Raw genomic sequence first — 13,296 nt, 5'->3', positions numbered from 1 at the left:
CCACCGCCGGGTCTCGTCCGGTCGGGGGACGGGAGGGGGCCCGGTCACCGTGCCGCCGCCGTCCGCGCCCCGCCGCCCGCGATGATCGGGGGCCGAGCGGCCGCTCCCGCGCGCGCCGGGGGAGGAGGACGCCGATGCGGCACACCGCGGACGTCGTCATCGTCGGCGGGGGAGCGGCCGGGCTCAGCCTGGCCCACTGGATCACCAGGACGGAAACCGACCGGGCGGGCCTGGACGTGGTCGTGGTGGAGGCGCCGGAGGGGCCGCTCCGGCCGGCCGAGCGGACCTGGTGCTTCTGGGACGACGGGCCGGGCGAGTACGAGCCGGCCGTCACCGCCGAGTGGGACCGGCTGCGGATCACCGGCCCGGACGGCGGTGCGATCGAGGCGGCCCCCGCCCCGCTGCGGTACCGGATGCTGCGCTCCGCCCCCTTCGAGCGGCTGGTGCACGGCCGGCTCGCCGCCCATCCCCGGACCCGGCTGCTGCGGGCGGTCGTCCACGAGGTGCGGGGTGGGGCGGACGGGGCCGAGGTGCGGTGTGTGGACGCGGCCGGGGGCCGACTGACCCTGCACGGCCGGTATGTCTTCGACTCCCGCCCGCCGGGGCGGCTGCCGCCCGCGCGGACCACCCTGCTCCAGCACTTCCGCGGCTGGTTCGTGCACACCGCGCGGCCCCGCTTCGACCCGGGGACGGCCCAGCTGATGGACTTCCGCGTCCCGCAGCCGGACCACGGGCTGGCGTTCGGCTATGTACTGCCGCTTGCCCCGGACCGGGCCCTGGTCGAGTACACGGAGTTCTCCCGGCGTCCGCTGCCCGTCCCCGCGTACGAGGCGGCGCTACGGCATTACACGGGACGGGTGCTCGGGCTGGGGGCGTACACCGTGCAGGGTGCCGAGCAGGGGGTCATCCCGATGACCGACGCCCGCTTCCCCCGCCGCCGCGGCCCCGCCCACTTCCTCGTCGGCGCGGCCGGGGGCGCCACCCGGCCCGCCACCGGGTACACCTTCGCCGCGATCCAGCGGCAGAGCCGGGCCGTCGCCGCCGCCCTGGCCGCGGGCGAACCGCCGGGAGCGGCCCTGGTGCCGCCGCCGCACGGACGCCGGGCGCTCGCCATGGACGCCGTCCTGCTCAGGGCCCTGGACACCGGACGGATCGACGGCCCCCGGTTCTTCACCGGGCTGTTCGCCCGCGCCCCCGCCGAACGGGTGCTCCGCTTCCTCGACGGCGGCAGCACACCCGGGGAGGAGTTGGGCATCGGGCTGCGCTGCCCCGTCGGCCCCATGCTGCGCACCGCCGCCGAGCTCCCCTTCCTGCGGCGCCGCACCCCCGCCCCCCACCCCGCCCACGATGAGGAGAACCGTTGACCACGTTGCTGCGGGACCACGATCTGACCCGCGCCTTCGATCATGCCGCGCCCGCCTACGACCGGCTGACCACCCTCAACCCCGGCCATCTGGCCGCCCTGCGCCGGTCCGCGCGCCGGCTGCGGCTGCCCGGCCAAGGCGCCGGGCTCGCGGTGCTGGACCTCGGCTGCGGTACCGGCGCCTCCACCCGGGCCCTGCTGGCGGCGGCGCCGCAGGCCCGGATCACCGCGGTCGACGCCTCGGCCGGGATGCTCGCCGAGGCGGCCGCCAAGTCCTGGCCGCCGAACGTCACCTTTCTGCACCGCACCGCCGAGCAGCAGGCGGACGCGGGGCCGCGCGGGCCGTATGACGCGGTGTTCGCCGCGTACCTCTTCCGCAATGTCACCGACCCCGACGGCGTCCTCGCCGCCGTGCTCTCGCTGCTGCGGCCCGGCGGGCGCCTGGCGGTGCACGAGTACAGCCTGAGCGGTGCACCGGTCCACCGGGCGCTGTGGAACGCGGTCTGCCGCGGGCTGATCGAGCCCGCCGGCGGCCTCACCGGCGACCGCGAGCTGTACCGCCACCTCCGGCACAGCGTCCTCGACTTCGACACCGCGCCCGCGTTCGCCGCCCGGCTGGCCCGCGGCGGATTCGCGGCGGTGCGCACCCTGCCGGTCGCGGGCTGGCAGACCGGGATCGTGCACACCTTCCTGGCCGCGCGGCCGGGTCCGGCGGCGGCTCCCCGGACGGACCCGCGGACGGGGGCGGGGGCGTGAGGGCCCGGGGCGAGGGCGCCGCGCGGTGGGGGCGCGACCGCCGGGCCGAGGTCCTGCACCCCGCCCCCGGGCGGCCCCGGTTCTCCGGCGGGGAGCCGCCCTCCACCGCCGTGGTGGGCGGTGGGATCGCCGGGCTCGCCGCGGCCACCGCGCTGGCCGAACGGGGCATCAAGGTCACCCTCTACGAGCGGGAACCGCAGCTCGGCGGGCGGCTCGCCGGCTGGTCCACCCGGCTCGCGGACGGCTCCGAGGCCACCATGAGCCGTGGCTTCCACGCCTTCTTCCGTCAGTACTACAACCTGCGCGGTCTGCTGCGCCGGACCGACCCCGGGCTCACCCGGTTGACGGCTCTGCCCGACTACCCGCTGCGCCACCGCTCCGGGCTGACCGACGGCTTCGCCCGAGTGCCGCGCACCCCGCCGCTCAGCGCCGCCGGGTTCGTCGCCCTCAGCCCCAGCTTCGGCTGGCGCGACCTCGCCGCCCTGGACGCCCGGGCCGCGCTGCCGCTGCTCGATGTGCGGGCGCCGGAGGTGTACGAGCGGTACGACGGCGTCAGCGCGTACGACTTCCTGCGCGCGATCGAGTTCCCCGAGGCCGCCCACCATCTGGCCTTCGAGGTCTTCTCCCGCAGCTTCTTCGCCGACCCGCGCGAACTCTCCGCCGCCGAGCTGCTGGTGATGTTCCACATCTACTTCCTCGGCTCCTCCGAGGGGCTGCTGTTCGATGTGCCCAGCGAGCCCTATCCGCAGGCACTCTGGGAGCCGTTGGCCGGATATCTGGCCTCGCTGGGCGTGGAGGTGCGCACCGGCGTGCCGGTGCACTCCGTCCGCCCGCTGCCCGGTGGGGACGAGCTGGAGGTGGCCGCCGGCTCCGGGAGCGAGCGCCACCAGGCCGCCGTCCTCGCCCTGGACACCGGAGGGCTGCGGGAACTGGTGGCCGCGTCGGAGGGGTTGGGCGACGCCGGATGGCGGGCGGATGTCGCCGGGCTGCGCACCGCGCCGCCGTTCCTGGTCTCCCGGCTCTGGCTGGACCGGCCGCTCGCCCCCGACCGGCCCGGCTTCCTCGGCACCAGCGGCTACGACGGCCTGGACAACGTCAGTGTGCTGGACCGCTGGGAGGGCGAGGCGGCCCGCTGGGCGGCCCGCAGCGGCGGCTCGGTGGTGGAGCTGCACGCCTACGCCGTCGACGAGGGCGCCGAACGCAAGGAGGTCCAGGAGCGGATGGTGGCCCGGCTGCACGAGGTGTACCCGGAGACCCGGGACGCCCGGGCCGTGGACGTACGGCACGAATGGCGGGCGGACTGCCCGGTGTTCCCGGTCGGCGGCCACCCCCGCCGCCCCGGGGTGCGCACCCCGCACCCGGGGGTGGTGCTCGCCGGCGACCTGGTCCGTACCGATCTGCCGGTGGCGCTGATGGAGCGGGCCGCCACCACCGGCTTCCAGGCCGCCAACGCCCTGCTGGCCCGCTGGGGGGTGAGCGGCCAGGTGCTCTGGACCGTCCCCCGGGCCGGCCGCTCCCGGCTGCTGCGCGCCCTGGCCCGCCGGGCGGCCCGCTGACGACGCCCCCCAGGGGGCCGTCAGGGTGGGAGGCATGGGGGAGTGGATGCGGCGGGCGCCTCGCGCGGTGGTGGCCGCGGTCTGGCTGATCGCGGCCCTGCTGTCGGCCGTCGGCACCGCCGCCCACCTCAGCAACCTGCTCCGGCACGGGCCGCGCCCCTATGACTGGGCGCCGCCCTGGCTCAGCCTCTGCTGGGCTTCGCCCTGCTGGTGGCCGGCGCGGCTGCGTTCGTCCGCCGACGCCTTTCCCGGTAGCCGCCGTCCCGGGTCGGCTCAGCCCGGGAAGCGGCCGGTGGAGCGCAGGGCCCAGCGGCGTTCGGCGTAGGCCAGGTCATCGCGCCACAGCCGGCCGGCGGCCCGGCGGATCAGGGGGCGCAGGGCCGGGGCGGCGGCGCGGGCGAGGGCGAAGCCGCGCCGGTCGGAGGCGGCGACCACCGCCTCCACCACCGCGGTCCGGGGGTGCGGGTCGGCGCGGGCGGTGAGCGGGGTGGCGTGGGTCTCCACCACCGAGCCGACGCCCTCCCCGTCGGTGATGTGCATGACGACGGTACGGGGCTCGGGGGCCGTGAACACCGCCCGCACCGGTACCACCAGCCGCCCCGCCACCCGGAACGACACCTCCACCGCGAAGCCGTCCTCCTCCCCGCGGCCACCGCCCCGGGGGGTGTCCACCACCCGCAGGTCCATGAAGGAGTACGGATGGAACCACGCACCGTGCCAGGGGTCCAGCCGGTTGGCGACCACGTCCTCCGGTTCGCACCGCCCGACGGCGGTGCAGACCGCGTCCACCGCGCCCTCGGAGGCGGGGCGGAGCGGGATGACGGGGCGGTCCAGCGGCTCCTCGCCGCCCACCGCGTCCAGCCGCACCCAGGCCAGCACCCCGTCGTCGTAGGCCGGGAAGGGCTCCCAGCCGGCGAACGGGGATCCGTCCAGGGCCAGTCCATGCCAGTGGCAGACCAGCGTGCCGCACACCACCCGGCTGTCCTTGAGAGGGGCGCCCAGGTGGGGGCAGACGCCGGGACCGGCGCGGAGCGCACCGCCTCCGTCGCGCCACACCACCACCTCCACCCCGGCGACGGTGCGGCCCGCCGGGGGCCCGTCGGCGGTGATGTCCCGGGCAGCGCCGACCGCGAACCAGTTGCCGGAGGGGCGGGCCGAGGCCCGTTTCAGGGCGTCCGCGATCAGGGCCGGTCTGGCGGACTTCCAGGTCGGTTGCTGGGCCGCCCAGCCGGGGCCCCGGCGCAGCCGCAGCGGCGAGGTCCAGCGCCCCCGCCCCGTACCGCCACTCACCGGGCGCCTTCCTCGCCCACGGCCACCGGGCGCGGGGGAGGGGGCGGGGCGGTGCGGGCGGCCAGGATGCGGAGCAGCCCGGCGGCCGCGGTCGCCGCCCGCCGCCGCCGGGGCACCACCGAGCGCCGGTGCAGCACCGCGTAGCCGTCCTCGGCGATGGCGTCCAGGATCCCCCCGTACAGCACGAAGGCGGTACGGATGCAGGGGCGCGTCCGGGGTTCCAGCATGGCGATGCCGGGCTCCGCCTCCCGGTAGACGCCCCGGGTCAGCTCGGCGGCGGCGACCAGCGCGGCGCGGATCCGCGGGTCGCGGCGGCCGGTGCGGCGGCTCCACTCCAGCAGCGGCCGGTCCACCCCGTGCGCGGCCAGCAGGTCGGCGGGCAGGTAGACGCGGCCCCGCTGGAGGTCCTCGCCCACGTCCCGCAGGAAGTTGGTCAGCTGGAACGCCACCCCGAGGGCCGCCGCGTGCGGCGCGGCCTCCGTACGGTCCGTCACGGTGCCGAGGACGGGCAGCATCTGGAGGCCGATCACCGCCGCCGAGCCGTGCATATAGCCGCGCAGGTCCCGATAGGTCGGGTAGTCGGTGACGGAGAGGTCGGCCCGCATGGAGGCCATGAAGTCGGTGAACAGCGCCGGGTCGATGGCGTACCGCTCGGCGGTGTCGGCGACCGCCCGCACCACCGGCTCGTCGCCGCCCCGCCGCCGCAGCCCCTGGGCCAGGTCCTCCTCCAGCACCTTGAGCAGCCGGTCGCGTTCGTCGGGGGTCTCGCGCCGGTCCAGCCCGTCCACGATGTCGTCGGCCCAGCGGGCGAAGCCGTACAGGGCGTGCACCGCGCACCGGCGCTCCACCGGCAGCAGCCGGGTGGCCAGGAAGTAGGTGCGGCCGTGCCGGGCGTTGAGCTTCCGGCAGGTGGTGTACGCGGTACGCAGGGCGGGGTCGGTGATGCCGGCGGCGTCCAGTTCGCGGCGGGTCATCGGCGCCCCCGGTCGGGGAGGGCCGCCGGGTCGGGGGTGGGAGGGGGCATCGCACCTGCCTTCGGGGACCGGGGACGGTGGCCGGCGGGCGGTGCCGAGGGGGTGCTCCGTGCCTCGGTGCTCCGGGTGCGGGCCGGTCGGCGGCGGTCGGCGCCGGTGATCCGGGCCGCGGCCAGCTTTCCGCTGATCAGTACGGTGGGGACACCGACGCCTGGGGTGGTGCCGCAGCCCGCCAGCACCACGTTCTCCAGTCCGCGCACCAGGTTCCGCGGCCGGAACGGACCGGTCTGGGCGAAGGTGTGCGAGACGGAGAAGGGGGTGCCGGCACCATGCCCCTGGGCCGCCCAGTCGGCCGGGGTGACCAGCACCTCCCGCTCGATCGCCGCGCCGAAGCCGGTCAGCCCCCGGCGCTCCAGCTCCGCCACCAGGCTGTCCCGGTAGCCGGGCGCCAGCTCGGCCCAGTCCCGTACCGAGGGACCGGTCACCGTGTTGGGGCAGGGCGCAAGCACGTAGTGCAGATGGCGGCCGGGCGGGGCGAGCCCCGGATCGTGCGCGGTCGGCCGGGTGATCAGCAGCGAGGGGTCGCTCATCAGCCGCCCGGTGCGGGTCAGCTCCTCGAAGGTCCGCTCCCAGGCCGCGCCGAACGACAGGGTGTGGTGCGCCAGTTCGGGCCAGGTGCGGTCGGTCCCGGCGTGCAGCACCACCGCCGAGGGGGAGTGCCGCAGCGCGACGGGGCGGCGCGGCGCCCGGCCCAGCAGCCGGTGGACCACCGGCAGATCGGGGGTGAGCACCACGGCGTCGCAGCCGATCCGCTCCCCGGTGGACAGCCGCACCGCCCGCACCCGCCCGGCGGACCGCTCCAGCTCCGCCACCCCGGCCGACCAGCGCAGCTCGGCCCCGGCCCGCTCGGCCGCCTCGGCCATCGCCCTCGGCAGCGCGTGCATCCCGCCGCGCGGGAACCACACCCCGGCCACCGTGTCCATATAGGCGATCACCGCGTACGCGGCCAGCGCCCGGGCCGGGGCCACCCCCGCGTACAGCGACTGGAAGGAGAAGACCCGCCGCAGCCGCTCGTCGGAGAGGTGGCGGCCGATCCGCCGGTCCAGCCGGCCGAAGCCGCCGAGCGCGGCCAGCCGGGCCAGGTCCGGGTGGAGCAGCTGGGCGGGGGAGTCGAAGTTGGTGTCGATGAACCGGCGCATCTGCGCCCGGTACAGCCGCTTCAGCCAGGACCGCAGCTCCCGGTAGCCGGCCGCCTCGGCGGGGCCCGCGAACCGCCGGACCTCCTCCTCCATGGCGTCCCCGTCGGTGTGCACGTCGATCCGGGAGCCGTCGGCGAAGCAGGCCCGGTACGCCGGGGCGAGCGGCACCAGCTCCACCCGCCGGTGCAGGCTGTCGCCGACCGCGGCGAACGCCTCGTCGGCCAGATGCGGCATGGTCAGCACGGTCGGCCCGGCGTCCGCCAGATAGCCGCCGAACTCCGCCCGTCCGGCCCGCCCGCCGGGACCGGCCGCCCGCTCGACCACGGTCACCCGCCGCCCCGCGCCCAGCAGGTGCAGCGCCGCCGCCAGTCCGCTCAACCCGGCGCCCACCACCACGACATGGCCCGTGGGCCCCGGAACCGTCCTCATCCGTCCTCCGTCCGGGGTCGGTCTGCGCTGGGGACCCGTACACCGGCGGCCCGCTCGACCAGTGCGGCGAACTCCCGGCGTACCGGCTCCTCGGCCCCCGACCCGGCGAAGTGCCGCAGGCTCGCCTCGGCCAGCTCGGCGATCCGGGCCTCCACCGCCGCCCGCGCCCCGGTCCGCTCGATCGCCGCGCGCATCCGCGCCACATCCCGCGCCCCGGCGGACGCCCCGCCCGCCGCCAGCGCCTCGGCGGCGGCCGCGTCCCCGGAGCCGGCCGCCGACCGGGCGGCCACCGCCAGCAGATAGGTGAGCTTCCGTGCGCGCAGGTCCTCGTCGGCGGGCTTGCCGGTGGCGGCCGGGTCCCCGAACGCCCCCAGCAGATCGTCCCGGAGCTGGAAGGCCAGGCCCGCGCACCGCCCGGCGGACCGCAGCGCCGCGGTGGCGGCCGGATCGGCCCCGGCGGCCGCCGCACCCAGCGCCAGCGGGCGCTCCACCGTGTACAGGGCGCTCTTCAGGCAGGCGATGCGCACCGCGTCGGCCGGGGAGGAGGAGCCCTCCGCCTGGGCCCGGATGTCCAGATACTGACCGGCCACCATCTCCCCGCGCATGGCCGCCCATTCGCGCTGGAGGGCCGCGCCGTGCGGTGAGCCGAGGGCGGTCTCGGCCAGCAGGTCGTCGGCCCAGGCCAGCACCAGGTCGCCGGCGAGGATGGCGGCGGAGGCGGCGAAGGCCTCCGGCGGTCCGAGCAGCCGGCCGGCGCGGTGCAGCCGGGCGAACTCGGTGTGCACCGCGGGCGCTCCGCGCCGCCGGGGCGAGCCGTCCATGACGTCGTCATGGATCAGCGCGCAGGCCTGGACCAGCTCCAGCGCCGCCCCGATCCGGACCACATCCGCCGCGGCCCCGCCGTCGTCGGGCCGGCCGCCCGGAAACCGGCGGCCCCCGTCCACCGCACGGCCCCCGCCCACCGCACGGCCGCCGTCCACCGGCCACCCGCCTGGCTCCGTGCGGCCACCGTCTACCGGCCGTCCGCCTGGCCCCGTACCGGCCCCGTCCACCGGCCACCCACCTGGCCCCGTACCGGCACCGTCCGCCGGACGGGCGTCTGGCCCCGTACTGGCACCGTCCGCCGGCCGCCCGCCTGGCCTCGTACCGCCGCCGTCCACCGGACGGCCGCCCGGGGCCGTAGCGCCGCCGTCCCCTGCCCACCCGCCCGGCTCTCTGCCGCCGCCGGCCGCGCGCCAGCCGCACCAGGCGAAGGCGCAGCGCAGCCGTTTGCCGCCGCGCCCGACGAAGGCGGTGACCCGGGCGACCAGCTCCTCGGCGAACACCGGGTCCACCGCCTCGGCCCCGCGCACCTTCCCGGCGAGATGGCCGGCCAGGAAGGCTTCGACGGCCCGGACCGCCTCGTGGGTGGGAGTGGCGGGTGGAGCGGGCGGGGCATGTGCGCCACCGGCGCCGGGCGGGGCGCCGGCGGGCGTGGTCCGCGGAGCAAGCATGCAGGCCCCTTTCGCGAGCGGCCCCCGGGGGCCGGGGCGCCTGACAGCCGCGGCCCCTGACCCCGGCTGTCGTCATGCCTGCCCTGTTCGCGGCCGTTCCCGGGACCGGTCACCCGGTCGGCGGAGGCCCCCTGCGGCTAGGCGCCGGTCGCGGGGCGCGGCGGGCGCACCATGGCCCAGACCGTCGGGCCGTCGTCCGCGAGCCGGACCTCTCCCCGTACGGCGAAGCCGAAGTGCTCGTAGAAGGGCAGATTGGCCGGCTTGGAGGACTCCAGGCAGACGGGCAGGCCCGCCGCGTCCGCCCTGGCCAGCCCGGAGCGCAGCAGCGCGGCGCCATGGCCCTGGCCCTGGGCGGCCGGGTCCGCGCCGAGCAGCGCCAGATACCAGTGGGGCTCACCGTAGGCGTGCGCGGCGGCCGTCTCGACCGTCGCCCGGAACACCTCGGCCCGGTCGCCCAGGATCTCCTGGAGCCGGTGGACGGTCTCCGCGTCCGGGACGGCCTTCTCCTGCCCCTCCGGAGCCACCCAGAAGGCGACCGCCGAACCGGTGCGCTCGCACACCCCGTGCCGGGCGTACTGGCCGGTGAAGAGGGTGGTGAAGTAGCGGCCCAGCCGGTCCCGGCGGGTGGCGCCGTCGGGGAAGAACCAGCGCATCATCGGGTCGTCGTCGAAGGCCAGGGCCAGGATGCGGCTGATCAGCGGGACGTCGTCGAGGGTCGCCGACGCCGGAACGTTGATGATCGACATGACGGTCATTCTGCCCACCGGCCCCCGCCGGGACGGGGGGGCACGCGCGGGCGTCAGGTCCTAAGGCCGGCGGTCGGTACGGGACAGGGCGCTGGGCCACCAGGCCTTGGGGCCGATGTCCAGCACCAGCGCGGGCACCAGCAGCGAGCGGACCACCAGGGTGTCCAGCAGCACCCCGAAGGCGACGATGAACGCGATCTGCGCCAGGAACGCCAGCGGGATCACGATCAGCGCGGCGAAGGTGGCCGCCAGCACCACACCCGCCGAGGTGATCACCCCGCCGGTGGTGGTCAGCCCGCGCAGCACGCCCTCACGGACCCCGTGGCGCAGGCTCTCCTCCCGTACCCGGGACATCAGGAAGATGTTGTAGTCCACCCCCAGCGCCACCAGGAACACGAACCCGTAGAGGGGGACGGAGGCGTCGGTGCCGCTGAAGCCCAGCAGGTGCTGGAAGACCAGCGCGGAGACGCCCAGGGTGGCCAGGAAGTTGAGCGCCACCGTGGCCACCAGCAGCACCGGGGTGAGCAGGGAGCGCAGCAGCAGGACGAGGATCAGCAGGATGATGGCGAGGACCACCGGCACGATGAGGGTGCGGTCCCGGGAGGCCGTCTCCTGGGTGTCGTACTGCTGCGCGGTGTAGCCGCCCACCAGCGCCTCAGCGCCCGGCACCGCGTGGACGGCGGTGCGCAGCCGGGCCACCGTCTGCTTCGCCGCCTCGCTGTCGGCGGGCGAGGCGAGGGTGGCGTCCACCCGCACCCGGCCGTCCACCACCAGCGGTGCGCCCTGGCCGGGCCGGCCGGAGGCGGTGCGCGGGACGGCCGAGGAGACGCCCTCGGTGGCGGCCGCGGCCTTCGCCACCCGCTCGGCCCGGTCCGCCCTGGCGGTGATCACCGCCGGGTTGCCGGAGCCGGCCGGGAAGTGCCGGGCCAGGGTCTCCTGCGCGGCCACCGAGGGGGCGTCGTTGACGAAGATCTCGTCCAGCGGCACGCCCTTGGAGGACAGCGTGGGCGAGAACGCGGCGAACACCGCCAGCACCACGGCGGTGGCCGCCCACACCCGGCGCGGCGCCCGGCCCACCAGCGCGGCGACCCGCCGCCACACCCCGTGGCCCTCCGCGGTGGCGTCCTTGGGCTTGGGCCGGGCCGGCCAGTACGCGGCCCGGCCGAGCAGCGCCAGCACCGCGGGCAGGAAGGTCAGCGCGCTGAGCACCGCGCAGACGATGCCGATCGCGCCGACCGGGCCCAGCGCCCGGTTGTTCGTCAGATCGCTGGCCAGCAGCGCCAGCAGGCCCAGCGCCACGGTGGCCGCGCTCGCGGTGATCGCCCCGGCCGAACGGCGCACCGCGGCCACCACCGCCGCCATCCGGTCCTGCCCGGCGGCCAGCTCCTCCCGGTAGCGGGCCGCCAGCAGCAGCGCGTAGTCGGTGGCCGCGCCGATCACCAGGATCGACAGGATGCCCTGCACCTGCCCGTCCACCCGCACCACGTCCCGGTCGGCCAGCGCGTAGACCACCGCGCAGGCCAGCCCCAGCGCGAACACCGCGCCCAGGATGATCACGAACGGCAGCAGCACACTCCGGTACACCAGCAGCAGGATCACCAGCACCGCGATCAGCGCCACCCCGAGCAGCAGCCCGTCGATCCCGGAGAACGCGTCCGACAGATCCGCCTGGTTGGCGGCCGGTCCGGCCAACCGCGCCCGCGCGCCCGGGACGTCGGACACCGCCTTCCGTACGCCGTCCAGCGCGGCCGGCAGCTCGTCACCGAGCCCCGACTCCAGCGGGATGACGGCCTGGAGCGCCTCGCCGTCCTCGGACGGCAGTACGGGGGAGGGGCGTCCGGCGGCGCCCGGTGCCTCGGCGGCCGTCCGCACCGCGGCGGTGGCGGCGGCCCGCTGCGACGCGTCGAGCCTGCCGCCGCCGTCGGCGGTCCACACCACGATCACCGGCAGGGTCTGCTCCCGGTCGAACGCCTTCTGCTCGTCCAGCACCCGGGTCGACTCGGCGCTGCGCGGCAGGAACGCGGCCTGGTCGTTGGTCGCCACCTCGCCGAGCTTCCCGGCGTACGGACCGAGGGTCCCGCCGATGCCCAGCCACACCAGCAGTAGCACCACCGGCACCAGCCACCTGACCCACCGCCGTGATCCGGCAGCCGTCCCCGAAGCCATCGCGTCCTCCTCCGTCCGGCCCAGCACCCGTGGACCGGAGTGTGCCACTCATTGACTATCTCAATCATCGAGATATTAGTGCGGGGATCTTATGCTGGGCGGATGCACGGCTCCGACACGCCCCCGGCCTCCTTCCCGCCGAACGGCCCCACCGATCCGGTGGGCTTGCAGGGCTTCGCCGTGCTGCTGCGCCGGATGAACGCCGAGTTCAACCGCATCGCCCAGGAGTTCGCCCAGGCCCACGGGCTGCATCTGACCGACGTCCAGGCGCTGATCGCCATCCTGGACGCGGGGGCGCAGCCGGGCGGGGACGGTGACGACGAGGGGCCGATGACACCCGGACGGTTGCGCCGGCGGCTCAACCTCACCTCCGGGGCGATGACCGCCTGCCTGGACCGGCTCGAACGCTCGGGGCATGTCCACCGGGTCCGGGCGTCCGACGACCGGCGGGTGGTCCATCTCCACTACGCCGAGGCGGCCCGGGAGCTGGCCCGCGACTACTTCCAGCCCCTGGCCCGCTCCACCGACGCGGCCCGCGCCTCCTTCACCCGGTCGGAGTTGCAGGTGGTGGTCCGCTTCCTGGGCGCGATGAACGAGGAGCTCGACCGGCTGCGCCGCTGACCCGTCCGAGGTGCGGGTGGGCGCCCCGGCCCTGACAGTGGCGGAGCCGGGAACGCGCACGGCGACCCGGTCCGGCCCGGCTCGGGCCGACGGAGCGGAAGGACACCCGCGATGGCGAAGAAGCAGGAGAAGAAGGACCAGCGGCTCTCGAAGGGGGATGACGTCAGCTGGCAGAGCCACGGCCAGGAGGTCGAGGGCACGGTGAAGAAGAAGGTCGAGAAGCGGACCAAGGCCGCCGGCCGGACCGTGGACGCCTCCAAGGAGGAGCCGCAGTACGAGGTGGAGAGCGACAAGACCGGGAAGAGCGCCGTGCACAAGCCCGAGTCGCTGCACAGGAAGAAGGGTGGTGGCGGCTCGTGAGCGGCGACGGGGCGAAGGACCGGCAGGAGACGCTCGACGGGTTCGGTGAGGCCGTCAACATGACCGCCGGCGAGCTGGAGAAGTGGCTGAAGACCGACGATTCGAAGAGCGTCGGCCAGAAGAAGGACGGCGGCGGCGAGTCCACCGGCCATGCCTCCGGGCGGCGGATCGTGGAGCTGCTGCGCGCGAAGAAGGGCGATCTGGACGAGGACGACCTCGCCCATATGCGCAAGGTCACCGGCTATGTGCACCGGCATCTGAAGCAGCGCCCCTCGGGCGACACCACGGACACCGCCTGGCGCTACTCGCTGATGAACTGGGGCCACGACCCCGAGAAGTAGGC

General features: G+C 76.3%; 13 protein-coding genes. 7 read left to right on the top strand and 6 right to left on the bottom strand.

What is annotated here, in order from left to right; genetic code table 11:
* The first annotated feature begins 134 nt into the window (after positions 1-134).
* The 4 genes from M1O15_RS12980 to M1O15_RS12965 are packed head-to-tail and all read left to right on the top strand — an operon-like array spanning position 135 to position 4,000.
* The gene (locus M1O15_RS12980) at positions 135-1,364 is read left to right on the top strand and encodes a lycopene cyclase family protein (RefSeq protein WP_248633880.1); all 1,230 of its coding nucleotides are present in this window, start codon (positions 135-137) and stop codon (positions 1,362-1,364) included.
* Entirely contained in the window at positions 1,361-2,119 is a 759-nt protein-coding gene (locus M1O15_RS12975) for a methyltransferase domain-containing protein (RefSeq protein WP_248633879.1), read from the top strand. The genes M1O15_RS12980 and M1O15_RS12975 overlap by 4 nt, the downstream gene beginning before the upstream one ends.
* Positions 2,116-3,675, top strand: coding sequence for an FAD-dependent oxidoreductase (locus M1O15_RS12970; RefSeq protein ID WP_248633878.1), 1,560 nt, complete (start codon positions 2,116-2,118; stop codon positions 3,673-3,675). The genes M1O15_RS12975 and M1O15_RS12970 overlap by 4 nt, the downstream gene beginning before the upstream one ends.
* A 34-nt stretch (positions 3,676-3,709) precedes the next feature.
* Positions 3,710-4,000, top strand: a complete 291-nt coding sequence (locus M1O15_RS12965; protein ID WP_248633877.1) for a hypothetical protein — start codon at positions 3,710-3,712, stop codon at positions 3,998-4,000.
* Here the strand turns inward: M1O15_RS12965 and M1O15_RS12960 are convergent.
* The 6 genes from M1O15_RS12960 to M1O15_RS12935 all read right to left on the bottom strand — a co-directional run bounded on the left by M1O15_RS12960 (position 3,949) and on the right by M1O15_RS12935 (position 11,972).
* Positions 3,949-4,965 (bottom strand): Rieske (2Fe-2S) protein, encoded by a 1,017-nt coding sequence (locus tag M1O15_RS12960; RefSeq protein WP_248633876.1) that lies wholly within the window; start codon positions 4,963-4,965, stop codon positions 3,949-3,951. The two genes, M1O15_RS12965 and M1O15_RS12960, sit on opposite strands and share 52 nt — an antisense overlap.
* Positions 4,962-5,939 (bottom strand): phytoene/squalene synthase family protein, encoded by a 978-nt coding sequence (locus M1O15_RS12955; RefSeq protein WP_248633875.1) that lies wholly within the window; start codon positions 5,937-5,939, stop codon positions 4,962-4,964. The genes M1O15_RS12960 and M1O15_RS12955 overlap by 4 nt, the downstream gene beginning before the upstream one ends.
* Positions 5,936-7,567, bottom strand: a complete 1,632-nt coding sequence (gene crtI / locus M1O15_RS12950) for a phytoene desaturase family protein (RefSeq protein WP_248633874.1) — start codon at positions 7,565-7,567, stop codon at positions 5,936-5,938. Before crtI ends, M1O15_RS12955 begins: the two co-directional genes overlap by 4 nt.
* Positions 7,564-8,727, bottom strand: a complete 1,164-nt coding sequence (locus M1O15_RS12945; protein WP_248633922.1) for a polyprenyl synthetase family protein — start codon at positions 8,725-8,727, stop codon at positions 7,564-7,566. The genes crtI and M1O15_RS12945 overlap by 4 nt, the downstream gene beginning before the upstream one ends.
* Before the next feature lie 470 nt (positions 8,728-9,197).
* Positions 9,198-9,815: a GNAT family N-acetyltransferase gene (locus M1O15_RS12940; protein ID WP_248633873.1), complete on the bottom strand. Its 618-nt coding sequence runs from the start codon at positions 9,813-9,815 to the stop codon at positions 9,198-9,200.
* Positions 9,816-9,866: 51 nt separating this feature from the next.
* On the bottom strand, positions 9,867-11,972 hold the full coding sequence (locus M1O15_RS12935; RefSeq protein ID WP_248633872.1) for an MMPL family transporter: 2,106 nt from the start codon (positions 11,970-11,972) through the stop codon (positions 9,867-9,869).
* A 102-nt stretch (positions 11,973-12,074) separates the two neighbouring features.
* Here M1O15_RS12935 and M1O15_RS12930 point away from each other — a divergent pair, with 102 nt between their 5' ends.
* The 3 genes from M1O15_RS12930 (at position 12,075) to M1O15_RS12920 (ending at position 13,294) form a co-directional block, all read left to right on the top strand.
* Complete coding sequence (locus M1O15_RS12930; RefSeq protein WP_248633871.1) at positions 12,075-12,593, top strand: MarR family winged helix-turn-helix transcriptional regulator; 519 nt, start codon at positions 12,075-12,077, stop codon at positions 12,591-12,593.
* Positions 12,594-12,704: 111 nt separating this feature from the next.
* The gene (locus M1O15_RS12925) at positions 12,705-12,953 is read left to right on the top strand and encodes a hypervirulence associated TUDOR domain-containing protein (protein WP_248633870.1); all 249 of its coding nucleotides are present in this window, start codon (positions 12,705-12,707) and stop codon (positions 12,951-12,953) included.
* Positions 12,950-13,294 carry a DUF3140 domain-containing protein gene (locus M1O15_RS12920; RefSeq protein WP_308282293.1) on the top strand — a complete coding sequence of 115 codons (345 nt, stop codon included), beginning with the start codon at positions 12,950-12,952 and terminating at the stop codon, positions 13,292-13,294. The genes M1O15_RS12925 and M1O15_RS12920 overlap by 4 nt, the downstream gene beginning before the upstream one ends.
* The last annotated feature ends 2 nt before the right edge of the window (positions 13,295-13,296 follow it).

The organism is Streptomyces lichenis, assembly GCF_023218175.1.
GTDB lineage: Bacteria > Actinomycetota > Actinomycetes > Streptomycetales > Streptomycetaceae > Streptomyces > Streptomyces lichenis.
This window is presented reverse-complemented; position numbering and strand designations above follow the sequence as displayed.